The following is a 25402-nucleotide window of genomic DNA, read 5'->3' on the forward strand; positions in this document are numbered from 1 at the left end:
ATTTCATAAACCTTTATATTATAATTATATAGTTATATAATTATAATATAAAGGAGGAAAAAAATGAAATTCAAAGAAGCACACCCCGATTATAAAGACTATCAAAGTGACACTTACTACTATGATCACTTACCTAACGATTTTTTTGATGCATTTCATGGATTAATTGAAGGAAAAGCAATTTCAGATGAATATCCAGCAGGCATTCTTAAAGCAGCCTGTGATATTATTGCAAAAAATATCCCTACAAAATCTACTACTAACTCGGGATATGGCTGGCTTCAAGAAGATTTAGATTCGTTTATTAGAAAATTAAAATCTAAAAACTTAGATAGAATACTGGACACTGTAGCTGAAATTGTGAACGCAATTGACATTGAACTTGATGACATTAATGATGTTCTTGAGGAAAATTCATTTGGTTTTTCATTAGAATCCCATATGTTTAGCGGATGTATATGGGTGGTAGCAGAAGGAACTGAAAGTCGAGCGGATACTATTGAAGAAGCCTTAACAGAAGTTTCTACTGACCAAATAAACGTTATTGAACATCTAACACAGGCTAAGAAACAGCTACAAGAAATTTCGGAAACACGTTCGAGGAAAGATGCTTTAAGAGATAGTATATCAGCCTTAGAAGCACAACTTAAGTATTATTCTAATACTAAAAAGTTCGAAGATGCCATAAAATACATTCAAACCGAATATAACATCCCAAGAAAAATTATTAGTGATGCAAAAATGATTTGGGACCTAATCCATGACAAAACTCCAGATGTTCGTCATGGTTGTACAATTAACTCTGATTTAAGCGAAGCTGAAGCGTTATATTGGATAGATCGTATAATGGCCCTAACAAAATATCTTGCTAGAGAAATAGAGTAATAACCCCCTTCTCTTCACGCACACTCGGGTGGGAAAATAGCCAAAGTGTGCGTAATTTAGTGTGTTTCTAGTCGTTGCACAAATCTTTTATCTATTCCACAATCAAACTGTTCGTTAAAAGTGTATTTAACGAATAGTTTGATAGGTTTCATAGAATTGAGTATAGTAGAGGTATCTATCGTATATTGATACCTCTCTTCTTTTTCAAAAACTAGTAAGGTATCTATATATGTAAACAAGTTATTTATTAACATAGCATTCTAGCTCAAAAATTCGAATAGTTAGTTTAAATATCGGTTTAAGTATTAGTTTAAAAATTAATTTACATAATTTGATTTGAGGTGTACAACATGAGCAACCAAGAAAAAGAAAAGTTTAAAATACTAATAGATAAACATAAAAGTAAAATGCCCTGGTATATCATAGAGTATGCAGAAATGAAAACAGCCCTCTCCCCCGCTACATTGTATGCTTACATTACTGAATTTGAAAAGTTTCTAAAATGGCTTATAAGTAATCGATTAGCCGTTGAAAACGGTAAGGTGGTCACTAATATATGTGATGTACCAATTACAACATTAGAAAATCTACCATTAAATGAAGCTAGAACTTTTCAAAGATATCTCCAGGGAGAAGGTATTGAGACAAGAGCTATTAACAGGACTTTCTCTGCTTTAAAATCCCTATTCAAGTACTTAGCTCAAAATACAGAGAATGAACATGGGGAAAATTACATCTCACGTAATGTGATGGAGAAAATTGAACTGCATAAGGAGAAAGTAGATGCAGCAGCAAGAGCAGATGACGTTGCAAACATGATATTTAATGAAAAGGATGATGTAGCTTTTCTTCAATTTCTAGCAAATGATTATGGTGAAATGTTGAAGGATATATCACCAAAAAAATATAGTTTTTTTCAGCGTGATAAAGAAAGAGACATAGCCATCATAAGCCTTATTTTAGGCACTGGCCTTCGGGTTTCTGAGGTAGCTAGTCTTACTATCTCTAGTATTAACTTCCGTCAGGGTACCGTAAAAGTGACTCGTAAAGGTAATAAAAGATCTTCTATATTAGCCACTCGCTCTTGCTTAGATGATGTTCAAGAATATATAAAGGTCCGTCCTAGTAAATATAACTGTCCTCAGGATGAAGACTTACTTTTCGTAACAAACTATAAAGGGAAATATACGCAGCTAACTGTTAGAGCTATACAGAAGTTATGTGACAAATATTCAAGTGCATTTGATGAGAAGCGTAGCCCTCATAAACTACGACACACATATGCTACAAATCATTATAAGGAAAACAAAGATCTTGTATTACTTCGAGATCAACTTGGTCATACATCCGTAGAAGTTACTAGTATCTATACAAATATTAATAATGAGAAAAAACGTGAGGCTGTTGATCGCTTGGAAAGAAGACAATTTGAATAATATATATTACAACCCTACAATTGAAGATGAAGAGTTGTATAAAGTGAAAATAATGTTATTAGTTTTGTTATGAAATATATATAAGCTTTGCAAATTTTATTATATCAAGGGTCACCATAATAAAAGAAGAAATTCGGACGTTTAGACAAAACTTGGATACAAACTAAACAATTCCCTGTATGATTAAGGAATGGGCTACTAATGTTATCACTTTTTTATAGAATCTTTCTTATTCTCCATAATGGTCTTAAATAATTGAAATTTGGCTTTGGGTTCAAACGATTTTTTCCACCAATTGTATTCAATATCATATAATCTGTAGAATTTCTTATAAATTTATTTATGCGTCTACTACTTATCTAAGTTAATGGAATCAAGCTTGCCAAAAAAGTGTTCTCCCCTACATTGAAGAAAAATACTATATAGCATTTTTCTTCAATATTTTCTTCAATATTTAAATTATAAATTACAATATAGATCGGCTCTATTGCCCTCTACTTGCAGATTAAATTCACCTGAGGTTGTGAGGGTAAAAAAAATCCAAGTTTCGCATTTTCAGTGAAAATAGGTATACATGTAAAGCCATTCCATAATGAACGGATCCAGAATTCTTCAGTTTCTTGTTGTTTTTGAGGTCATACCGCTTGTTGACATTCATCTACAGCAAATACTATTTTTAACTGGCGTAAATTATCGGATTTCTTTATTTCTAAATATCTCTATCATCCGTAACAACTTATCTACTATAATTTCTTTTCTACAATTAATTAAATATTCAAATGCACTCCAATTCTATATGCGACCTTTTCTTTCAAAAAGCCAAAGATATTAATAACCTATATCCCTTTGCTACACAAGGGAATCAATAACTTCTTTTTAATTTAGAGTACCGCTTGAACATCATCATACCATGTCCCTTCCCTAGTAAAAAATGAATTCATATTAGGGAAGATTTTGTATGTATGAAAATGGATACCTGTGTTTTTTGATATTCAGTCCATCAAAATTTTAAAATATAGGTCGACTAATCGCAAAAAATGACATAATAGTGGATTCCTAGACATTTCTTTATCCCACCTAGTACCTAATAAGGTGGGTTTACTCCTATTTTTTAAGACATTTTAAGTTACCTAATTTTATAAAGTATTTTCATCCCCCCCTGATAAAGTAATTATTAGAATTTCTTAATTAAGTTAACAGAAAATAAGCAACGCCTATGCATTATTACATACTATCTATTTCAAATATTACGCACTAATTAAGTTTTTTTTGATAAAATTATTAGTAAAATATAACGATTTTTACTTAAATTTAGTAATTATGTGATATTAAGTTAGTAGCGGTAGTTTAGAAGTAGATGATAGTTCACATACAAGTTATGTAAGGTACTAATAATATAAGAGAGGCAAGTTACTATGAAAAAAGTTAATCACTTAATAAATAAAGAATATATTTGTCAGTTAATATCTCAAACATTTGAGGTTTCTGTTCGTTTTTTAGACAAAAATAAAAATATCCTTCATGAATACAGTTTTAATAATTTCCCTAATCCTTTTTATTCTTCTACAAGCGAACAATTAAATGAACTTTATGCAGAGAATGATTATGTTAATTTCCCTATTATCCGAGCAAATAAGTATTTAGAAAATTTTATTTTAATTCATTTTATAAAAGAAGGAGATACGGATGGAACGTTTATTATCGGACCATCTATATACTCAGAACTATTAGAAAACAAGATAGAACGAATGCTGAATGATTTTCATGTTACTTTAAATAAGAATACAGTTTTGAATTACTACAAATTAATTTCGGTTATAAAAAAAACAAAATTATTATGTATTTGCACCTTAATGTATTACTTAATTTATCAAAAAAATCTAAGTGTCAGTACAGTAGTCAAAAGAAACCGTTTATTAAATAAACCTATATGTAATGAAGAAGAAGTTGATTTACAAGTTTCAATCTGTCATCAAGATAATGTTTTACGTAATGAGATACCACTTTCAATACAAATGTTTGAAGCAATAAAAAACGGAGATAAGGAGGGATTATTAGAACGTTGGAATTCATTTCCTATCGAAAAAATCGGAGTATTATGCTCTAATAGCGAGTTGAGAAATCGAAAAAATCAAGCCATTGCTGGTATTGCGGTAGCTACTAGATATTCAATTGAAGGTGGGGTCCCTTCTGATAAGGCCTTTATAATTAGTGATTTTTACATAGAAAGTCTTGAAAAACTAAAAGATATAAAATCTATAGAACGATTAATTGAAGAAGCTTTTTGTATCTTTACGGATTGTGTAAAAAGATGTCAGAATCAAAATTACTCAAAAACAATCATGAATTGCAAAAATTATATTAATAAGAATATTTACCAAACAATATCTCTTAAACAACTTGCACGTTTTACTGGAAAGAACCCAATGTATTTATCTACATTATTTAAAAAAGAAGTAGGTGTCCCCTTTAGCGTATATATTCAACAAGAAAAAGTAGAAGAAGCAAAAAAACTATTAACTTTAACTAATCATTCTATATTGGAAATTAGTACTTTACTTAATTTTAACAGTCAAAGTTATTTTACTAGCATTTTCAAAAAATACACAAAAATTACACCTAAACAATATCGTAATCAGTATTGCCTATTTTAACATCCACAATTTAAGATAAATTATTTGATAAATCTATTATAACGAGCACTTAAATTTTTTTGAATACACACTTTCATTGTGTGTTTGAGGATATTAGGAGTTTTAGTCATAAGTTGGTATATAAGGATATATATAAATGAACCAATAATAAAAAGTTGATATCCGGATCTTATTTTTTAACTAAGTAGTTTAAAATTACTTGTCTCACATTCAAAAAGTTCGGATTCTAATGTCTTCTTACTGAAACAAGAAAGCCCCTTCATAAAAATAATAATGGTTGGTTATTAATGTTTGTTTATTAATTTTCAGTTTAGGCTTTCATGTTTTTCTACATCTAAATTAATATGAATAAAACCCTAAACAATGAACCCTTTACATTTACTTTTATTTACAAATGATTGATTATCATTCATCTTGTTTAACTAATGGATTAAGTACTTAGAGTTTTTGGTTTTACGTTCATAATTATTAGACCTCCATGTCTTTTATGTATAAAGACATGGAGGTCTTTTGGTACTGTTATGGATATATAAATTAATTATTTAACTGTAAAGTATTTTCAGATCCTTGTTCTGATGGGTGTTGTTGAATCTACTTGAACTAATTTAAACTTTTGTGCATTTGTCTTATTTTTTTCATGTACCTGAATATTAGTGTTGTTGTTTGTATTTGCATCTGCAACATCTAATACAAAATTGGGATTTTTGTAATTTTTTATAATATAATAACCATCCCCTACATCCTCTAATCTCCAATAATGTTCATCTCTACCGTGATTTTTTGTAACAAATACATTTTTTGATCCCTTATAATCATTCCATGCCATTACTTCGTTTTTGAACCATAAATTTACGATTTGATAGGCATCTTTATTTTTATTATATTGAAACTTCCAGTGAGACCTTGTAATGGTATTGTCTTGATACAATTGTACATTCTTATTTCCAAGGTTAGAAACATCAACACCGCTTGTACCGTTTAAAGCTGTTTTTATTTTATATACACCTTGTATGATTACTGGCTTTAGTTTAAATTTTTGAGCATTCGTTTCATTTCTTTCATGCACTTGAATAGGAGTATAGTTATCTGTTTTTGCACCTTTAACATCCAATACAAGATTAGAATCTTTATAATTTTCTATAATATAATAACTATTCCCTACATCTTCTAATCTCCAATAACTTTCATCTTTATCCTGATTTTTTGTAACAAATACATTTTTTGATCCGTTATTATCATTCCAAGCTAATACTTTAGTAGGGTCCTCTACACAATGTATTTGATATGCTTTACGAATTTCATTATAATGTATATCCCATTGATGTCTTTTAGTTGAATTGTCATTATACAAATGCACATTCCTATTTCCATCTGGATCTTGATTGACTGGAATATCAACACCACTTGTACCATTTAAAGCTGTTTTTATTTTATACCTATTTTGATGGTGAAAATTAGTGTCTATAACGTCCCAATATAGTTTCGGATTCCACTCATCTCCAACATAATCCATAATAACCCAACCTGCTTTTCTTCCGGATTCCTTCACAAATCCAGCAGTCCACTTATTTAAACAAGAGGCAAAATAATATGGACTACTAAAGTCTGTACCACCAGAAGATACACTAATGAAATTTATGTGAATGTGATTAGGATCAAAGTCATTGACTGCTGTATCAATTAGCATATCTTTAATCGCAACTTTCTTTTTACTTTGTTTAACATTATATTGATCTTGCACCGTTACTTTTATATTTCCATTGGTAGTAGAAGTAAATGTTTTGTTATCATCCCAGTAAAAATTTCTATAACCTCCTACCATCTTACCACCTGCATATCTTCTTAGTAGTACAATTTTCCCACGGGCATCCCCCATTGTTATATTTCCCTCTTTTTTTAAAAAAATAGAGTCTTTAAAATATCTTTTTTCAAACGTATCTACAAAAGTATCTTTCGCTCCTGGCATTGCTTCATATTCTTCTTTGAGGGACATTATAATTGTTTCACTCGGATAATCTTTTAAAAACCATTTCGCTTGATTAATAAATTGATGGAGAGTTACTTTAAGATATATAGAACCATGGTGTAGAACAATTGTATTATCATCAGTGACACGCCCTCTGATATCGAAAAATCTCACACCCATATGCATTTGTTGATGAAAGTCCCGATCTTGAGTTTTTGCCCATATTCTGTTTATCATGCCCTTCAACTTAAAAGTACCACTGTCATGGGTTCCTGGAATCGACATTTGTGCTAGTGTCCATGAATCTGGTATTTTCTGCATCCATTCCGAAAGTATTATGCTTCTCTCAATTTTTGTATTCATATCTGTCATATTACCACTCCTTAGAATATTAGTTACTTTAATTATTTTCTTTGACTTATTTTGAAATCGAAACTATATAGTCAAATTAATATCACGATATAAAGATTAAATATTAAATATTTTCTTAATAGCTTTTAAACAAAAACAATAAACTTAAATACAAAATTAATATATATTTATATTGGATTATAACAATTAAAGAGCGTTATCCTTACCTTAATACTGAAAAATTAACTGTAATTAATTAAATATTATTTAATTACATAATTTAATTTGAATTTTTGCGCTTCAATTGATGGATTATCTAAAGCATGTTGCTCATTTACTTTAATATTTGTACCATTTGCAGTTTTGTGTCCATCTACATCTAACACCAGATTTTGTTTCTTTTTATTTCTAATAAGATAATTACCTTCTCCTAAATAGTCTAATATCCAGTAATGTTCATCCTTCTTTGAATTATATGTAGCAAACACATTCTTTGATCCACCAAAATCATTCCACGCCAATACTATATTTTTATCAGCCTTACTTTTAATTTGGAAAGCTTGTTTACTACTATCATAATCAAAATACCACTTTTGATTATCTTGATTGCGCCGCTCCCATAAATGAACATTCGAATTCTTATCTTTTGACCAGTCTACGACACTTTTATTATTTATAGCTGTAATAATTTCATATAAACCATTAATAACTTCATGCTCTTTTAAGAATTTAATAGAACTAATTTTTCTGTTTAAATTGTGCCCTTTTAAACTAAGCTTTTGTCCTCCCGAAACCTCTATATATTCACCTTTATAATAACTATGTTCAAATAGTCTGACAGTACCAGATACATTGGGGCTAACAACTATTGAAGATGTCTTATCATTAAAATCTGTTAGATTCGGTATATCATCAAAAATTAGTTTCTTTTCTCCTTTATAATTATCCTCTTTATACAGGCCTAAATTAGCAAACTTTACAGAAGATAATCTCTTATTAAGCCTATGATTTTTTAAACTTAATTTCTCGCCACTTCCAAGATCAATAAAATCTCCACTATAATGATAATGTTCGTAAAACCTAACACCGGCTATATGAGAACCTACCTTTATTGAAGATGTTCTATCATTGAAATCCGATAAACGCGCTGTATCCTCAAAAATATATTTTTTTGTCCCAGCATAGTTATCTTTGTCATATAAAGTTGTAATATCAGGGTCTTTTATACTATCAGAATCCATTGTCAATTCAAGTGACCCAAGATTCCATGTTTTTATATTTGCTGAAGATTGAAGCACATCATTATGAATGGTAATGCTATTCATGCCTCTCTTAAGAGGAAAGGTTCCTATTAATATTCTTTTATAAACAATGCTTTCATTTAATGACATTCCTTCCCAAATATCATGGCTATCAAAAGAATCAGTTATAATTTTTTTTTGCTGTTTAGTATTAAGTATTACCTTAAATGATAATTTATCTTTTTGTTTTTTTGCACCTATTATGGCATGTAATTGATAGATACCCTCTATCTCTGTATTAATTTGATACGTCACAGAACTATCTTGATTCATAGTATTTGCATAATTAGTAAATTGCAAAACTCCATCTCCGAACATTGGCTCATCAGTTATTTGAATATTTGATCCGAATTTTTCTTGGTGGAAATTTCCTGCATCTATCACTTTAGTTACAGGTTCACCAGTTTCATTAATACCAAGTAATCTATTTTCGGTTGTATAATCGTCTCTTTTAAAACCGACTATCATTGCATCTAAAGAATTAAATCCACCAGTTTCATTTTTTCCGAATCCTATAATAGAGGATACTTTATTACCTACAAAATGATAAGCACCAAATTTATGTGGTTTAGGCCACCATGATCCTCCTCCAATATTTTGCTCTTTTTCATCATAAAATTTGAATCCTAAAGAAATTGGCACTAATTCGGACCACATATTTACTTGTATTAGAGGATTCTTTATTGGATCTTCTAATACAAGTGACGATATCCTCCCACCTACTCCACCAATTTTAGTACTATTAATTATCTCGTTGTTTCTTATATAAGTGCTTTGTATACTATCAATTCTCTCTGCATGATAAACTTGCAATCTTTTTAAAATTCCACGATATTTAAGATTCTGATTTTTAATAGTATTATTAATTTCATTTGTTGTTTTTATATAAGGATATACTGAACCAGCAATATCTGAATAAATTGTTCTGAATGGGTTTAACGTTATATTATTTTGATAAACTTCATGATAATACTTCCATTTATAAGCAAAATCAAAGGCAGTTAAAGTCATACCTCTTTTATATTGATTGATTACATTCCATCTAACTGTATTAATATAGTGATTTTTATTGTTAGTTGTTGGAAAATCTTTGTCATTCAGTTCCCTTTCTGACACTTCTTTTAATCCCTTATTATATGTTTTCAGCAAATAACTAGTATATTCATCTATTATTTCTTTTAAATTCCTTTTGAATTTTTGATGTATTTCTTCATCCATTCCCCATTCTAATCCATGAATTGCTGCATCCCTAATTAGAAGAATGTGCATTTCTGCAACGTGAACAAAGAATGGAAGGAATAATACATCATATTTAGGATTTTGAAATGTCGGTATTCTTTGTATGAATAGTAGATTTGCTGAAGTAAATACCTGTACTAAATATTCTTCAGGTGTCAGCCGATCTGGTATGTCAAAAACTTTTTTACCATTATATGAATCGTATGCATCTCTATATTCTTTCAACACATTGGCTAAACCAGCTATTTCTTGCATAAGCTGAGACATCAATGCTTCTTCTATTTTTTTATCAACTATTTGATTAATAGATTTTTCTAAATTCTCCCATATTTTTTTGAAATCTATACTTGATTTTGTAGGGAAAAATAGCATAGATACTAAGCTAGAAAGTACTCCACCTACAACCGGAATAGCTTCTAAAGCAGTTAACCCAATAAAACTAAGCACCCCTAAGACATCATCACCATCATTAATCCCTTTTTCAATAAGATCTAAAAGAACAGAAGTATTATCAAGCGCACTACTAAACATTTCTTTATTCCACCTAGTGCCTGATATAGTGGGCATATTCATATTTCTTAAGACATTATAAGGTACCATACTATTACTAACCAATTTCATCACTCCTGATAAAAATATTTATTAGTATTCTATAATTTAAATTAATAGAAAATAAGTAACACATATGCATTGTTACATACTTTCCATTTCAAATATTACACACTATTTAAGTTGTTTTTTGGTAAAAAAATTAGAAAAATATAAATATTTTTACTTGAATTTAGTAATTATATGATATTAAATTAGTACTGTTAAGCATTAATAAATTATATATGATACATAATTCTAAAAGTTATTATGTTTCTAAATAGATACTAAATGAACTACTTTTGTTAATAATCCCTCATTAATAATGATTGTACAAATACATAAAACTGAGTCCTTTTCAGACGATAATTCACAATTCAATGATGTTACCACTAGGAAATATTTTCTCCCAATCGCAAAAATAATCAATGTAAGGATACTGCATTCAATATACACCCTTTCAAAAAGGATTATTATTACTATCCGTTGAATTTGCCATAACAATATTCGTGTATTAAAATTTATAGATATAAACATTTAATTATTAAAAGAAATTCTATGATTACTTATTTTTATCTTCTGGTTCTTATTGATAAATGGTTTAAAGATAACTATAGAGTAACTCACATTTGCTATGATAATAATTAAATAGGATTAGGATACTTCTATGAGAGGCGGAAATTTTTCATGAGTGTTTTAGTAAAGAGGGGGAATTTATTTGTACAGAAACTTGTTGAATTTTTCATTATATTGTATTCTAAGTCTTTTTATATATTTAACAACTTATTTCATCGCTATAAAACCTGCTATTATTAATGCAACATCCTTAAATTATAATAGGATTCAATTTGTTTTGCTGTTACTTCTACTCATTTTAGTTTCTATGATATATGGTTTAATAATAAAAAAATTAATTCGTCATAATTCTAGATCTTCTCATTCAATCACAAATGAAAGTATTTTATTTATATTTAGTTATATTTTCACTGCACTTATTCTCTTTTTTATTATGTCTATTTAGGCTTTTAAACGAGTACCAAGTAAGATATGGCTTATTTTATTTTTACAATTGATTACGGAGAAATGTTGAAAGATAAATTACCACAAAAATAAAGTTTTTTCGACGGGATAAGGAAAGAGATATAGCCATCATAAGCCTCATTTTAAACAATGGCCTTCAGGTTTCCGATGTAGCTAGCTTACTATTTCTAGTATAAAATTCCGTCAGGGAAAGATAAAACATTCAACATATATTTCCAGAAAAATCACTAGATTTATTGACAGGAATTCTGACATAAGTCACAAAGTAAAAACACAGAGATGAAAAATCTCTGTGTTTCTCCAAGTTTTCTCTGATTGATTGCGCAAAAAACAGCTGTCTTTTCTTTTAATTAACTTGATGGAAGTAATAAGTAGCGTTATCAGCTTCCACAAATACTTTGTATAAATCAGGAACAGCCCAAGCAGCAAGACCTATTGCACCTGCCGCTCCTGCAATTACAGTCCATGGATTTGGAGTTCTTAATAAAGTTAAACAAGCTATTCCTATTTCTCCGCCAACTTTAGATAAAAACGAAACTTCATTTGTCATTAAGTTATTTACTGCTGTTCTAAATCCATTTAAATCAGCTTTATTTTCACTAGTTTGAAGTGGATTTTTAGCATAATCTACAGATGGAATTTTAATTACCCATACATTTCCTTTATAATAGGTATATTCAAAAGCTCCATCTAAAGAAACAGCACGGTCTATAACTTCCATTGCATAATTAGCTTTTTTATTTGCGTTTGCATAAAATTCATTAGCACTTGGTATATTAATAGTCTCTGTTGTTACAGAATTATCTGCTATCTTTTTTGTTGTTATATTTAATACCTTATTTTTTTTATCATATGTAGACGTGACAACTATATTACTGTCTTTAGACTCTACTATCTTTTCATTGGCATCTTCTTTTAAAATTTTTATAATAGGTTGTTCTACTTGTTGTATATTTTTACTAGGCGAAGCTGAAATAACCGGATCATTTGTTTCTGCAAAAGCACCTGTTGGGGTAATAGATGTTAATAAACCTAAAGTAATAGCTGAAACAATAATTTTATTTTTTCTAATTTTCATAGTGCATCCTCCATTATTTGTAATTTTTATAACAATACAAATAATAACAATTATCAGAAAAAAATACAATTATTTTTTGAGAAAGAGGGTAATAGTATGTTTAAATCAAATAATGTTTCTTTATTTTTAGTAGTCATTTCTTTTTCTTGTTTTATTTTATATCTTCTAAATAGTCTAGTTAAATTTCAACCAATTGTTCTATTAGCTGTTATGTTATTTTCGATTTTAGGGGCTATTTTCACGATAGATTCTACTGATAAGACATACAAAAAAAAGATTCTTTTATTTATCGTAATTCTGTATTTCATTTCAATACCTGTAATACTTTTATTTAAACTTATTTTCAAGTGAATCAAACTTTTAATTTTCGAGAGGATAGGCAGAAATACTCATTTTCTAATTAATTAAGTTTTGGGTTATATGAATAGCTTGATATTTTTCATTTTTATGAGTTGTACATTATCAATAGGGTACACTCTATTGATAAAATTTTGACTTCCTGATAATTAAAGGTTTGTAGGTTATCAATCGCACTTATCAAAAATAAAAAAGACATGAAGACCAATTGGTTCTGGTTAGTCAACCTTGATAGCATTACCTTTAAGATTTGTAAAAATAATAAGTGGATATAATCCTTTCAATGATTCATCTATCAATTGTAAATGTAAGAAAATTCCTTCACGTACAATTTTCTTTTTTGGGTTGTGTGACCCCTATTAGATTCTTTACAAGAATCTGTAGATAATTTGTATGATGAGGATTAGTTGATTTTAGAATACTAAGAATCATATTTTATGTAATAATACATATTTATAGGTTTCATATGATTTTACTGTTTTGATTTACAAAGAAAAAGCCGATTATCTCTAAACGTAGAGGAAACGGCTTTTTTTCTATGAAAATTTGCTTAGCGTACCAAATTTACGTTTATTCTAACTAGTCATTATGTATGAAGTACTGACATTCACAATGCTATGTTTTATATGTTCTCCTCCTTATCATTTTTTTCTTCCAATGAAATGTGTTTGTTATACCATTTATTTATTTTTCCTTTGTAATACTTTTCGACTTCGTAATCCGGAATCCAAATTTCACAATCATAGATTTTACTCATAACCCTTTCTAAAACATCCTCATGTTCTCTCGGTTTCAATCTACGGTTATGAACCTTAATCATCCCTATATAAGCCTCTCTCAGCCAATTTGATATGGTTTCACGCTGTTTTTGCTTTAGGTGAGACCATTTCTTATTTGTTTGCAATAATTGCCCTTTAGGACCTTTTATATGGTTTTTCACTGTCTTCCCCTCATCGCTATGTTAGATTTATACTTATCACTTATTTTAAACTTATATGAAGAGGAATCCAAATTGACCAAAATATAACTGAATTTTCTGGTAATTATTTAGAAATATACTTTTAAACCTCTATTGCCTGTAATAATATGGATTTAACTGCTATGATAAAAACATATAGATATAATTATACAGAGGGGGAAGCTATGTGATTGTAGCAAAAGGAAACGAAAAGATTACTAAATTAATGAACGACTGGTACAAAGCTATGCGCTCTCAAAAGTTATTGAAAGCTAAAAATCTAAGATCAGCTGTTGAAAAACTTATCGACGAAATGGAACAAGATCAAACGCTTCTTATTTACTATTCGTTACTAGAGTTTAGATATAATCTTTTGATAAATAATACATCAGGTTTAGTAAAACCTGGAGAACATATTGAAGAGTCTACCACAGACATGCTCAATTACTACTACTATTTGTTCAATGCTATATATGCAATGAAGATTGGACAATATAGTGACGCCAAACACTTCTATCACAAAGCTGAAACACTTCTATCACTTATTCCGGATGAATTAGAACAAGCGGAATTTAATTATCAATATGCCCTCTTCAACTATTATCAGTTCCAGCCACTAAATACAATAACATACGGTAATAAAGCGAAAGAAATCTATTCTAATGAAGTTGGGTATGAAATAAATGTAGCTTCATGCAATAATATTTTGGGGCTTGCAAGTACTTCTCTAAAGCAATACGAGTTAGCTGAAGAGTATTTCCTTTCCGCTTTAGATATGGCAACCAAACTAGATCAAACACAACATATTCATTTGATTCGTCATAATATAGGTCTGCTATATTCAGATCAAAATATGCCTCAATTAGCAATCAATTATCTCTCCAAGGCACTAGAAGGTAGCTGTAAAACAATGTATTTGTTAGCTAAAGAACATGAGAAACTAGGCAATATAAATGCTGCTGCCGAGTATATAGATAAAGGATTGCAAATTAGTAATGCACAAAATAATAAAGAATATTATCATCATTTATCGATTCTAGATGCAAGATTACAGCGTATACCTATAGATGAATACGAAAAGATTGTTGTTGACGGAATTCATTATCTCCAGGAAGAAAATTTATGGCACTTTGTCGAAATATATGCTGATGAATTAGCAAACAAGTATTATGATGAAGGTAACCACTTGAAAGTAAGTCAATACTTCCGTGTGGGATACAAAGCTAAAAGTGAAATGGAGAAAAGGAGTGCTTTAAAATGATGAAAAAAATACTAATTAGTACAGCAGGACTTTTATTCTCAGGTTTTATGCTAGTCGCACCAATCACTTTAAGTAACACTCACGGCGAGGCAATGATTGCAGTACAAAAGCAGGAAAATATACAATATACAAATACCCATGGTGAAGGAATGTAAAAACTGCAGAACTCCTCTCCCTACAATTAATACACTATTATTTGCAGGGAGGATTTCTTTGTATGTTACATATACTTACTTTGTATTAGTTAGGGTATAAGACTCTCCTTAATAAATCCATGCAGTGAAATTTAATAATTTAAAAGCAAAATTAAAAGGAATCTTATAATAAAAATTCGCCTAAGAAAATAAGAACTAATATATAAATAAGAAAAGGTCTTTACTTTATTGTAAGGGCTTTTATTTTTATGAAAAAAATCCTTAAAATGGTATAATTTTACCATTACTTTTAAATTCACGGAAATAATTCAAAAAGATCAGAATATTTAAAGAGAGGAAGAAACAATTGATGTATACACAAGAAAACTTTTATAAAAAATTAATAGAGGAACAAAGAGTAGTAACAATATTTCTAATAAACGGAGTTAGAGTACCTGGAATCATTATCGCTGTTGATAAATTTTCAGTATTAATCTCTAATAATGGCAAACAACACTTTCTTTATAAACAAGCGATTTCAACTGTTGCTGTTTAAACAATCTTGAACTCCGGTGTTTCATTATTAATATACTCCACTTTAAAATCGCAATCACTGCCACTTTCTATGTCCAAAATACAGTATATGTAATTATATTTCACTGTGAATGGTTAATTCAAAATCCTTTCAACTCGAAATAAATTGTGAATTAATCAGGATTCGTGAAATTTTAATATCTTTTTTACGAGGAGGAACTTTTTTGACTTCTATACGTGACATTATTCAACCTATTTTATTTATAGTTACTTTTGTTTTACTCTTTTTTATTCTTGTATTAGCAGATAAACTATCAGGATTAGGACTTTCTAATAATAATCATGCCGTAGAGTCTCTCTATTCATTTTCAGTTTTATTAGCAGGGATTTTCATCTTCCCGATAATAAGAAATGATTTCAAAAATCGCTTCATTCTCAATAAAAACAAATTATATTTAACTATAAGTCTCCCAATTATAATTGGCATACTCATTCAATTTATCGTCACCTTCATTCGCTTTATTCCTACTTTGCTAGGTCAAGATATGATCGGCATAGGATCAGAACAAATAACATATACATCAGACCTAACCAAAACAGGATTTCTTATCTTGGTTTCTGTAATTGGTCCATTTCAAGAAGAATTTGTCTTTAGATATTTGTTTTATGCTGGAATATTTTTAGCGCTTGCTAATTTTAAAGTAAAGTTTTCATGGATTAAAAAAATTTACAATGAATTGTTTATCCATAAAAATCCCTTATATATATGGGGATGGATATTAGTAACTAATTTAATATTTACATTATACCATGGACCTGACATAACAAATTTCTATGCATACTTCATTCCAGGTGTAATTAATGCTTTATTTTTTATAAGATTGGGATTCCTATCAGCTTGGTTAGCTCATGGAGTTTTTAATTTATGCTCACTGACTATCTTCAGCATCGTATCGATTATATTTTTAAAGTAAGCATATAAATAAAAATCTACAGTTAATGAAATATTGCATATACGACAGCTAAAGCATATATTAAATTATAAATTGATAAAAGGTGAATCCCCTCTCTCACAAGGGATTCACCTTTTATATTAACAGTACTGCAGGTCTCCACCATCCAGAATATTGTACTTTTATCCATTAATACATATTCCCTTATAGGATATTACTTTTACTTTACTGGCATAAATTCAATCTTATCTATATAAACTTCTTCATTATTTCATTCGTATTCTCATAATCTCCCTCTCTAGGTATTTCAGCCAAAGATCCGTTCTATTTTTATCTTCCTTGCTAAATCTTTATAAAGTTTCATAGAACATGTTTATTTTATATGTTTCGTATAAAGGTAACATATTACAACGAACCTTTAATTCTTAGTCTGGCCAATGAGAATTAAAGACTATCATTAAACATATTTATTAGTTTATCTGTTGTATTTTTACTTTCAAAAACAACAAAATACTTAAATGCCCTATCTATAGTAGATAGGGCATTCTTTTTTAGTAACCCTTAAATCAATTTTTCACCATAGTTAGCTCCTCCACCATTAGAAGAACTACACTCTAAGCTTGTGAATTTATCATTCTGCAGTACAGCAGATGTTACAACTAAATTTAATAACACTCTTTCTATCAACCTATTTCGAATTAGAATTACAGACCTAATACTCCGACAATCTGGCATGCTTTTGCATTGGCAACATGGTAGTACATCTCCAATCCTTTTCTTTCTGCACGAAGGATTTTTCCGCGCATTTTAGAAAGATGCTGAGATACGGTAGATTGAGGTATATTTAATAGCTCCGTTAACTGTGTTACATTGCAAATCTTGCGATGTTCTAACTCTTTTACAATTTGTAGTCTAACTGGGTGAGCCATGATCTTAAGTAATTCTACATCTGCCTCTGGAATTTTGTTCATTTCATTATTTACTTGTAGTGTTTTCATTTTTATTATCTTCCTTTTCATATTTTTAATTTTTAAATTAAGTTTTTAATGCATTTAATTAGACTTACATGTAAATCTCTCTTGTTTTGCGATCTGTTTTACCCCGATTTAATTTACTGTTTGGTTTTATGTACAGAAGTACGATTATAGCTAAAAACCCAACAAAAGATAGCATAGGTATCGAGATGAAACCAAATAAATTCAGGTAATCTTCTGTACAAGAAACTCCTACTGAACATATCTTCATCTCACTAGCTGGAAACGTTTGAATTGTAATTTGATATACAGATAACATTAAGCCGATACACGCAAATGGGAATGCATACGTGCTGACGTTCGGATCATTTCTGTACATTCCTATCCCCAATATCAATACTAATGGATACATGGCCATCCTTTGATACCAGCACAAATCACATGGCGGCAGCTTCATCCATTCACTAAAAAACAAACTAATTAACATTGCGCTAGTAGCTATCGTCCAAGCAAATACAATGTGATACTTTTGAATGATCAACATCTTATTTTCGCCTCACCTATTTTTTAAAATACAAAACATTTGCTAGTATATGACTAGTTTATTTCCGTATTTTGAGTACCCTGTTTCAATAGAAAGTATCCAATCATTGATATCTTCCCAATCGTATCCCCTCTCTTTTAATTCTAGAGGGAAAAGTTTTTCAAAATCACCACGCATCTCGTACATGGTTTCTAATGCTTTTTCTAGCGGACCAAATCTATATACCATGTGTGTATGTACTTTTTTGTTTTTCTTTTCTGCTACAACTAAATATACATACCGTCTTTCTTTCGCTAAAACAAACTTTAAAAATCCAGGTACTTGACTCACCTTTCACACTCCTTTTCGGTTTTCCTTACCAAGCTTAAAAGGATATGAGTAAGGAAAACTATTAAGTTTTAATTTACTAATTTAATAAATGTTCCGTTTTTTTACTTTGAAAATACAAGAAAACGCTCATCATCACAATATTTATTACACCAGCTGCAGCCCCAATTTTGGAGATAACATACACATATTCATTATTACTAAATGGTAATAGGCTCGCGAAAATAAATAAAATTGAAATGATAAAGGATAAGAGCATATTTCTTTTGTTTTCATTCATTCAAAAAACCTCCATTTTGCACAAATATTTGTATTGCAATGGATTAGAATGCTAAGCCGCATCATTACGGTTATAATGATGTTTCTCTTCATCCACATACCCTTTTATGTTCCAAATGCCAGTCTTTGATGCTTTTGCTTCTTTTTCGCTTTCTAGCATTTGTGGTAGCAAAGTAGTGTTAGGTTTTGAAATGTAAGCTACAATACCATATCCTGATTTGATCATTAACTCGTTTATATGTATCCCTTCACAAAATACATATGCTAATTTCCTGCCATACTTGTCCTCTTTGGGTCCACGATCATAGACTATTGTTACATTTTTTCCTTTTAACTGTTTCTTTAGAAATGAAGATGCTTCTTTTCCCATCTTTTGCGGTGGGATTTTTTGAGATACAGACTCAGGGGTATCCAATAACAGTAATCTTACCGTCTGTTTCTGCCCGTTTACGTTTACGTCTATCGTATCTCCATCCTTTATATGTATTACCTTCCCTTTAACAGTATCTAAGCCTTTTAATTTCTCATTATAAGCTTCTGGAATATCTACAATACCTTTCCCTACTGTGTGCTGTTGTATTCCGTTTTGTACTGTTTGGGCAGGTCTTGAATCATTTTTTGTTTGCGTCGAATTACTACATGCTGTCATTTGAAATACGAATGATGTTATACAAATAGCCTTAATCCATATTTTCATATCGAATTTTCTTCCTCCTAATCAAAATACGTAAATAGCTACATCTAATAAACAAACAGACTCTCTATTGTATTTACTTCTCGATAATTACAACATAGGCAAAACTGTATCCATTTTGGATGATCATTATAAAGTGCCCTATATGACCGTTCCTTACACTGCGGGCATATTAACACCATACTTTCTTCTTACTTTTCCTGACTTTTCAATTTTTCAAAAGATACATTAGCAGATGCTATATTACTGGTACACAATATATATCCCCCTTTTGAGTCTTGAAATTCTAAAAATACATAAAAAAGGACACACCTATGGCATATGTATGCGTAGGTGTGTCCTTTTGCAAGATAGTTTTAGAAGTATTTTGTTACTTTCATCATATCATAGTTCCTATTAATTTTATATATGAAATTTAAGATTTTATGATATTATTTCTTTTTATTCATTATAAATGTAATACGTTGTTTTTGTACATCATAGGTTAATTTTGCATCGAATTTTTCTCCGGTTTTCTTACTTTCAAATCCTGAGATTGTATCGGTCATATTCTTCTCTAATAACTTTTTTACTTGTGCGCTAGTTATTTTCTTTTTCAAAATGCTTCCAGACACAATGAATTCGCAAGGATTTTTGTAATGTTCACATAAATAAGTAGTTTTTCCTACAATTACCCTTCCTTGGCACAAAGGACATTTCCCTATAGTACGATCATCCGTTGTTGGACGTTCAAAACAAATGCTAAGATCTTCTTTTAATCGGATAGCTGCAGTGAATTCTCCGTACTCTCCTTTAAAACCATGAATGAAGTCAGTAACGCGATTCTTCAATAATTTCTTAATCTGGCTATCAGATAATTTCTTTTCTTTAATTTTAGCTGATATCGCAAAATTACATCCGTTTTGATATTCTGAACACCCAAAAAACTTATCACGGTTTAAAATGTGTCCATTTTGACACTTTGGACACTGACCTAGCGATAATTCTTCAACTGTAGGCAAATTAAAGCTTACTTCACCGTTAACGAATGCTAGATACGCAGAAAATTCTTTACCATTAGATTTAAATCCTTTTATAATGTCCGTTTTATTTTCTTCAAACAGTTTTTTAATTTGTGCTGCAGGAATTGTTTTTTCCTTTATTCTTTTGGGTAATCCAATGTTACAGTTTGGATGATTGCTACACCCGAAAAATTTCCCTCTATCTAAAATTATTCCATTTCCACAAGGACATTGGCATACTTCTATTTGTTGCTTCCAGGTCTCTATTAGATTGTGCGAAACCGTGTCAGGTATTCTTATAATATCTTGTGTTATTTTTTGTACAAATGTATTTGTTTGTGCAATGAAGTCTTTATAACTCATTTCATTCTTTTCAATGCGATGTATCATTCCTTCCATTTCAGCTGTGTATAGCGGATCTTTAATTTGCTGAACGGGAAATTGTTCAATAAAAGCACGGCCAATTGGAGTTGTTATAATTTTTCCCTTTTCAATGTCTATAAAATTCTTCTCGTGTAAAGCCGGAATAAAAGCTGCTTCTGTTGCAACGGTTCCAATTCGTTTTCCTTTCATTAGCTCTTTTAAATGTTCATCATCAATTTTACGACCAGCCGTTTCCATGAAAGTAAGAATTGAGCTTTCTGTGTGTAGAGCAGGTTTCTTTGTTTTAGATTCCAGCAACTCAAAATCACAGACTTGAAGTTTATGCCCTTTTTGCAGAATAGGCATTTTGAATGCTTCCATACTTTCTTCTTCTACTTCCTCTTTAAACACTTCTAGAAATCCTTTTTCTCGAAGTACACTTTCTTTTGTTTGATAGATATTTCCCATTGTATCAATAAAGGATACATCTCTTACCAGGTACACTGCAGGACGCATGAAATTGCCCACAAAACGTTTTACCACGAGACTATATAGTTGTTTTTCAATCTCGGGACGGCCTTCCTCTTGATATTGTTTTGTCGTCGGTATAATAGCAAAATGGCTTGATACAAGATCATCATCAAATGTTTTATGTTTTATATCAATGGCGTCAATATCGACGGATTGTACCAGTAAAGAATAACGACTCTTAGCTAGCGCCTGCATAACACCCTTTACCCGATCCACTTGTTCTGTAGGTAAATGTCTAGACGAAGAACGTGGATAGGTTATGAACCCTTCTTCATACAAGTTCTGAATGTGTTTTTTTGCAGTTTCAGCATTAATTTGTAATTGTGCATGAGCATCTTTATACAAATCTGTTAAGTTGTATAGCAATTTAGGATTATGCTTCCTAGTGCCCTCTTTAAATTCTTCAACCGTGAGATATTGACCTTTTAGATTCTCCCCCAAACTTCTTAATAGCGATGGGTTTAACACCTGATCTTCTGTTTTCATAACTGGAGTGATCCCTAAATTTGTTGCTAGTTGCAAATGATAATAAGACTGTTCCTTATAGTTTTCAATCGCTAACTCACGTTGACGTATCTCATGTAGCAAACACATTTGTACACGGCCAGATGACAATAAGAATTTATTTTGTGCTAATTTTGTGGTGCATCCCCTGGTTATATTCATTCCTAATAGATAATCCAGATACTGCCTTGCTTTAGCAGAATAAGCTAGTCCATCATACTTAGACGCGCTCTCTAATCGATTGAGAGCTGCTTCAAGTTCTGCAGCTTCAAAAGAGGATTTATAAACACGAGATTGCTTTTTATTCACACCTGCGTATTCATACACTTCTCTATAGATTAACTCTCCCTCGCGGTCCGCGTCACAGATATTCACGGCATGGTCAACATCAGGTCGCTGTAACAGTTTAACAAGTATTTGTAGTTGCTCTGCATTTTCTTGTATCACCTTATACGATGGTTGAAAAATTAAAGGTAAATGTTCTAACTGAAACACTTTATACTTTGGATCCATCTCTTCCGGATTTTTCAGTTCCAGTAAATGTCCACGGCACCAACTGACAATATAATGATCATTTTCATAATAACCGTAATAAGGTTTGCTCCCAATGTACTTTTGTGAGTGACGGAATCGTGGCGATTTCATAATTTCATTGGCCACTTTTGGTTTTTCTGCAATAAATAACGTTTTCCCCATAACTTTTTCCTCCTTAAACAAAAAAAGGACACACCTACGCTATGGTTATGCGTAGGTGTGTCCTTTTGCAATCTGATTTTTTAGTATTGAATTATTTATATCATAACATTGCTTCTATTTATAAACAAATATAATCAAATCCCTTTGAGATTCCTAAATATCTATCGTTTTGTTTTAACTCAGGAATTTAACAAGCAGAATTTATGAAATATCTCTTGGATAAAAAAGATTTCAATACATCCATTGTTATGTTTTAACCACTTAGAAAATCATTTGTTGCAATTATTACTCAATATTTCAATACATCTATTGTTATGTTTTAACTAGCGCCATACCAGGAGTGCCAGGACATTATTGTATTTCAATACATCTATTGTTATGTTTTAACTTGCTTAGTTGTATCTCGACAATATAATTATAGCAATTTCAATACATCTATTGTTATGTTTTAACCCCCGATAATATATGGATGATTAACAATGAATTGTGCGACGATCCCTTGTGTATTAACAATACCCTGCTTTTTTACCAGCAAATTAATGTATTATGTAACGGTCTTTGTGTTACACCCTTCAAAGCATCCAGGATGCTTATGTATCAATGTTTATTTAACATTCGATACTACCTTATGGAGCGTTGACACTTGGTAAATTCACCTTGTATTACTTCTCCATTTATGGCGTGGAAATCCACCAAAAATTTAATAATTCACACTCTTGTACCCAGGGTTTCTTATTGATTTGTTTTCTTTTTAAATACATCTATTAGTTTGTTAAAACCTGAATAGAGGGCTCTTACCGACTTATTAATAAGTATTTCAATACATCTATTGTTATGTTTTAACGAAGGAAGCTCGTGCTGTATGTATCCATTCATAATATTTCAATACATCTATTGTTATGTTTTAACTGGGTTTAACTCCTGGAAAGGTTCAAAAATCTTTAAAATTTCAATACATCTATTGTTATGTTTTAACCCCCGATAATATATGGATGATTAACAATGAATGTGCGACGATCCCTTGTATATTAACAATATACTGCTTTTTTACCAGCAAATTAATGTATTATGTAACGGTCTTTGTGTTACACCCTTCAAAGCATCCAGGATGCTTATGTATCAATGTTTATTTAACATTCGATACTACCTTACGGAGCGTTGACACTTGGTAAATTTACCGTGTATCACTTCTCCATTTATGACGTGGAAATCCGCCAAACTATTTCCTACTACGTTATTTAATTAATATTTTTCATTTGTTCTATATACTGTTCTTTATATTTTGTTTGATTTAATTTTTCTTGTAACTCCAATTGTTTTTGTATTACCTTCTCAATATTGTACAAAGAAATGTTTTTTGCGGCATTGTAGTCTGCATGAACTTTAAAACTACATTGCTGACATTCAAAGGTAGATTGATCTTGCCGATTATTTTTGTGGATATACCCACATTCACTACATCGTTGACTTGTATAGGATGGGTCAATTTTCACCACTTTCACCCCATATTGATTTGCTTGATTCTTGATTTTTTCCTGCAAATCAAAATACGTCCAATTTTTTAGGAATGTTTGCTCCTTACTTATTCCTTTTAGATCCTCTAACTGTATAGTGCCACAATTATATTTTAAACACTGTTGTACTATATAATTTGCGTATTTATGATTCGTTGCATTTCTGAATTTAGCTACTTTATCATTTAGTACGTCAATTGGTTTAATTCGTTTTTCACGGCCTTTCCCTATCCTATTTCCACTACAATACTTACCTTGGCGTAATAAACTTATACGTCTGTGCTCAATTTTTTTTCGAAAAGCCTCAATTTCTTCACCACTAATTGCCCCTCGTACCAAACCTTTATTAAACGCAAAATAGAGAACATTTATTTTCCCCATATCTATACCCATAATCAAATCTTCATCAAATTTAAGTTCTTCTTTTATATTTGACTTATAAGTAATAGATAAATACCATTTCTTTTTATGTTTATGGAGCATGCAAGCGCCTTTGGCATACGTACTATCAATTATTCTATCTAAAATTACCTTCATACTATTTTGTTTTCTTGTCGATAATTTCACTAAGATTTTACCATTGGGTAAATCGTTTTCTTTTATAAATTTTGATGAAAAAAGAGATACGCTTGCAATATAATCACCACTCTTTTCTTTTATTATCTGAATAGAGTTTCCATGAATATCAATTGGTAAATTGTTTCGGAATGAAGGAATGGACATCTCACCACTCCAAATTTCTTTTTTTCTACTATTCCAGGTCCTAATTGTTTTCTGTAGAGTAGTGGACATATTGGCTTTATTAATATCTTGATATTCTTCTTTTAACTGATCATAAATATATCCACTTATCGTTTTTTGAGTACACCCATATAATTGTTGGGCACTTGGATATTGGCCAGTATCTTTAAAATGCTTCAATGATTGATTATCATATTCCCACAATTTTTGTATAGTTCTATTCCCAATAGTTCTAAAATGATATGAAAGTGTACGTAAATATATTTCAAACGTCTTCCATTCTATATTTACAGGACAGACTATTTGGTATTTCATTACTTTTACAGCTATGCTCAAATATGTCACCTCACCGTTATATTAATCAATACATCAATATAACCGTTTTATTAGAAAATATACTAAGCAAAAGGGTCCATTTCTGTTTAGCTTTTATCCTTATTTGTGCTGCATAACATATAAACCAAAATGTAGTACCATGTCCCACTCGTAAATGAACTA

The 25402-nt window shown here is 30.4% G+C and carries 19 protein-coding genes and 2 pseudogenes; 9 read left to right on the forward strand and 12 right to left on the reverse strand.

The features are described from left to right. Positions 1–63: 63 nt before the first annotated feature. The 3 genes from MKY21_RS30770 (at position 64) to MKY21_RS30780 (ending at position 4975) form a co-directional block, all read left to right on the forward strand. On the forward strand, positions 64–885 hold the full coding sequence (locus MKY21_RS30770; RefSeq protein ID WP_341078649.1) for a hypothetical protein: 822 nt from the start codon (positions 64–66) through the stop codon (positions 883–885). Between the two features lie 350 nt (positions 886–1235). Then, entirely contained in the window at positions 1236–2321 is a 1086-nt protein-coding gene (xerS, locus tag MKY21_RS30775) for a tyrosine recombinase XerS (protein WP_341078651.1), read from the forward strand. A 1415-nt stretch (positions 2322–3736) separates the two neighbouring features. Continuing rightward, positions 3737–4975, forward strand: coding sequence for a helix-turn-helix domain-containing protein (locus MKY21_RS30780; RefSeq protein ID WP_098287097.1), 1239 nt, complete (start codon positions 3737–3739; stop codon positions 4973–4975). 559 nt (positions 4976–5534) lie between these two features. On the opposite strand, the gene MKY21_RS30785 is transcribed toward MKY21_RS30780, so the two are convergent. From MKY21_RS30785 to MKY21_RS30795, 3 genes and pseudogenes are all read right to left on the reverse strand, one after another. Then, a complete protein-coding gene (locus MKY21_RS30785) occupies positions 5535–6332 on the reverse strand; it encodes an RICIN domain-containing protein (protein ID WP_255258887.1) in 798 nt (265 codons plus the stop codon). A 96-nt stretch (positions 6333–6428) separates the two neighbouring features. Further along, positions 6429–7271: pseudogene (locus MKY21_RS30790) on the reverse strand (phosphatidylinositol-specific phospholipase C); the annotation flags it as partial. Positions 7272–7555: 284 nt separating this feature from the next. Further along, the gene (locus MKY21_RS30795; RefSeq protein ID WP_341078653.1) at positions 7556–10363 is read right to left on the reverse strand and encodes an insecticidal delta-endotoxin Cry8Ea1 family protein; all 2808 of its coding nucleotides are present in this window, start codon (positions 10361–10363) and stop codon (positions 7556–7558) included. Positions 10364–11138: 775 nt separating this feature from the next. On the opposite strand from MKY21_RS30795, the gene MKY21_RS30800 reads away from it, so the two are divergent. Together MKY21_RS30800 and MKY21_RS31305 are read left to right on the forward strand one after the other, a co-directional pair. Continuing rightward, positions 11139–11441, forward strand: coding sequence for a hypothetical protein (locus MKY21_RS30800; protein ID WP_341078655.1), 303 nt, complete (start codon positions 11139–11141; stop codon positions 11439–11441). Positions 11442–11464: 23 nt separating this feature from the next. Then, positions 11465–11660 (forward strand): annotated as a pseudogene (locus tag MKY21_RS31305) (tyrosine recombinase XerS); the annotation flags it as partial. Between the two features lie 147 nt (positions 11661–11807). On the opposite strand, the gene MKY21_RS30805 reads toward MKY21_RS31305, so the two are convergent. Both MKY21_RS30805 and MKY21_RS30810 read right to left on the reverse strand, forming a co-directional pair. Further along, a complete protein-coding gene (locus MKY21_RS30805) occupies positions 11808–12539 on the reverse strand; it encodes a geobacillin-26 family protein (protein ID WP_341078656.1) in 732 nt (243 codons plus the stop codon). Between the two features lie 979 nt (positions 12540–13518). Beyond that, entirely contained in the window at positions 13519–13836 is a 318-nt protein-coding gene (locus MKY21_RS30810) for a transposase (protein ID WP_341078657.1), read from the reverse strand. Positions 13837–14041: 205 nt separating this feature from the next. Between MKY21_RS30810 and MKY21_RS30815 the strand changes: the two genes are divergently transcribed. The 4 genes from MKY21_RS30815 to MKY21_RS30830 all read left to right on the forward strand — a co-directional run bounded on the left by MKY21_RS30815 (position 14042) and on the right by MKY21_RS30830 (position 16757). Continuing rightward, the gene (locus MKY21_RS30815; RefSeq protein ID WP_341078659.1) at positions 14042–15115 is read left to right on the forward strand and encodes a Rap family tetratricopeptide repeat protein; all 1074 of its coding nucleotides are present in this window, start codon (positions 14042–14044) and stop codon (positions 15113–15115) included. Further along, the gene (locus MKY21_RS30820; protein WP_341078661.1) at positions 15112–15270 is read left to right on the forward strand and encodes a hypothetical protein; all 159 of its coding nucleotides are present in this window, start codon (positions 15112–15114) and stop codon (positions 15268–15270) included. The genes MKY21_RS30815 and MKY21_RS30820 overlap by 4 nt, the downstream gene beginning before the upstream one ends. Before the next feature lie 349 nt (positions 15271–15619). Continuing rightward, a complete protein-coding gene (gene hfq / locus MKY21_RS30825) occupies positions 15620–15805 on the forward strand; it encodes an RNA chaperone Hfq (protein ID WP_151920425.1) in 186 nt (61 codons plus the stop codon). Positions 15806–16007: 202 nt separating this feature from the next. Continuing rightward, positions 16008–16757 carry a CPBP family glutamic-type intramembrane protease gene (locus MKY21_RS30830; protein ID WP_341078668.1) on the forward strand — a complete coding sequence of 250 codons (750 nt, stop codon included), beginning with the start codon at positions 16008–16010 and terminating at the stop codon, positions 16755–16757. 683 nt (positions 16758–17440) lie between these two features. Here MKY21_RS30830 and MKY21_RS30835 read toward each other — a convergent pair. From MKY21_RS30835 to MKY21_RS30865, 7 genes are all read right to left on the reverse strand, one after another. After that, a complete protein-coding gene (locus tag MKY21_RS30835) occupies positions 17441–17734 on the reverse strand; it encodes an ArsR/SmtB family transcription factor (RefSeq protein WP_000854874.1) in 294 nt (97 codons plus the stop codon). Between the two features lie 64 nt (positions 17735–17798). After that, positions 17799–18254: a disulfide oxidoreductase gene (locus MKY21_RS30840; RefSeq protein ID WP_341078671.1), complete on the reverse strand. Its 456-nt coding sequence runs from the start codon at positions 18252–18254 to the stop codon at positions 17799–17801. A gap of 42 nt (positions 18255–18296) precedes the next feature. After that, positions 18297–18584 carry a hypothetical protein gene (locus MKY21_RS30845; protein ID WP_098481647.1) on the reverse strand — a complete coding sequence of 96 codons (288 nt, stop codon included), beginning with the start codon at positions 18582–18584 and terminating at the stop codon, positions 18297–18299. Between the two features lie 76 nt (positions 18585–18660). Next, positions 18661–18861 (reverse strand): hypothetical protein, encoded by a 201-nt coding sequence (locus tag MKY21_RS30850; RefSeq protein WP_098769860.1) that lies wholly within the window; start codon positions 18859–18861, stop codon positions 18661–18663. A gap of 51 nt (positions 18862–18912) precedes the next feature. Continuing rightward, the gene (locus tag MKY21_RS30855; protein ID WP_341078681.1) at positions 18913–19557 is read right to left on the reverse strand and encodes a thermonuclease family protein; all 645 of its coding nucleotides are present in this window, start codon (positions 19555–19557) and stop codon (positions 18913–18915) included. 428 nt (positions 19558–19985) lie between these two features. Then, positions 19986–22649, reverse strand: a complete 2664-nt coding sequence (locus MKY21_RS30860; RefSeq protein ID WP_098420236.1) for a type IA DNA topoisomerase — start codon at positions 22647–22649, stop codon at positions 19986–19988. A gap of 1238 nt (positions 22650–23887) precedes the next feature. Further along, on the reverse strand, positions 23888–25249 hold the full coding sequence (locus MKY21_RS30865; protein WP_098927389.1) for an RNA-guided endonuclease TnpB family protein: 1362 nt from the start codon (positions 25247–25249) through the stop codon (positions 23888–23890). Positions 25250–25402 lie beyond the last annotated feature (153 nt).

Origin of the sequence: Bacillus sp. FSL R9-9497 (assembly GCF_038005805.1) — a bacterium.
Lineage (GTDB): Bacteria > Bacillota > Bacilli > Bacillales > Bacillaceae_G > Bacillus_A > Bacillus_A cereus.

Excerpts from the sequence above, each read along its gene's own strand:
- MKY21_RS30860 (WP_098420236.1), bottom strand. The coding sequence starts at position 22,649 with ATGGGGAAAACGTTATTTATTGCAGAAAAACCAAAAGTGGCCAATGAA.
- MKY21_RS30855 (WP_341078681.1), bottom strand. The coding sequence starts at position 19,557 with ATGAAAATATGGATTAAGGCTATTTGTATAACATCATTCGTATTTCAA.
- hfq (WP_151920425.1), top strand. The coding sequence starts at position 15,620 with ATGTATACACAAGAAAACTTTTATAAAAAATTAATAGAGGAACAAAGA.
- MKY21_RS30770 (WP_341078649.1), top strand. The coding sequence starts at position 64 with ATGAAATTCAAAGAAGCACACCCCGATTATAAAGACTATCAAAGTGAC.
- MKY21_RS30795 (WP_341078653.1), bottom strand. The coding sequence starts at position 10,363 with ATGTTTAGTAGTGCGCTTGATAATACTTCTGTTCTTTTAGATCTTATT.
- MKY21_RS30805 (WP_341078656.1), bottom strand. The coding sequence starts at position 12,539 with ATGAAAATTAGAAAAAATAAAATTATTGTTTCAGCTATTACTTTAGGT.
- MKY21_RS30820 (WP_341078661.1), top strand. The coding sequence starts at position 15,112 with ATGATGAAAAAAATACTAATTAGTACAGCAGGACTTTTATTCTCAGGT.
- MKY21_RS30840 (WP_341078671.1), bottom strand. The coding sequence starts at position 18,254 with ATGTTGATCATTCAAAAGTATCACATTGTATTTGCTTGGACGATAGCT.
- xerS (WP_341078651.1), top strand. The coding sequence starts at position 1,236 with ATGAGCAACCAAGAAAAAGAAAAGTTTAAAATACTAATAGATAAACAT.
- MKY21_RS30780 (WP_098287097.1), top strand. The coding sequence starts at position 3,737 with ATGAAAAAAGTTAATCACTTAATAAATAAAGAATATATTTGTCAGTTA.
- MKY21_RS30850 (WP_098769860.1), bottom strand. The coding sequence starts at position 18,861 with ATGAATGAAAACAAAAGAAATATGCTCTTATCCTTTATCATTTCAATT.
- MKY21_RS30835 (WP_000854874.1), bottom strand. The coding sequence starts at position 17,734 with ATGAAAACACTACAAGTAAATAATGAAATGAACAAAATTCCAGAGGCA.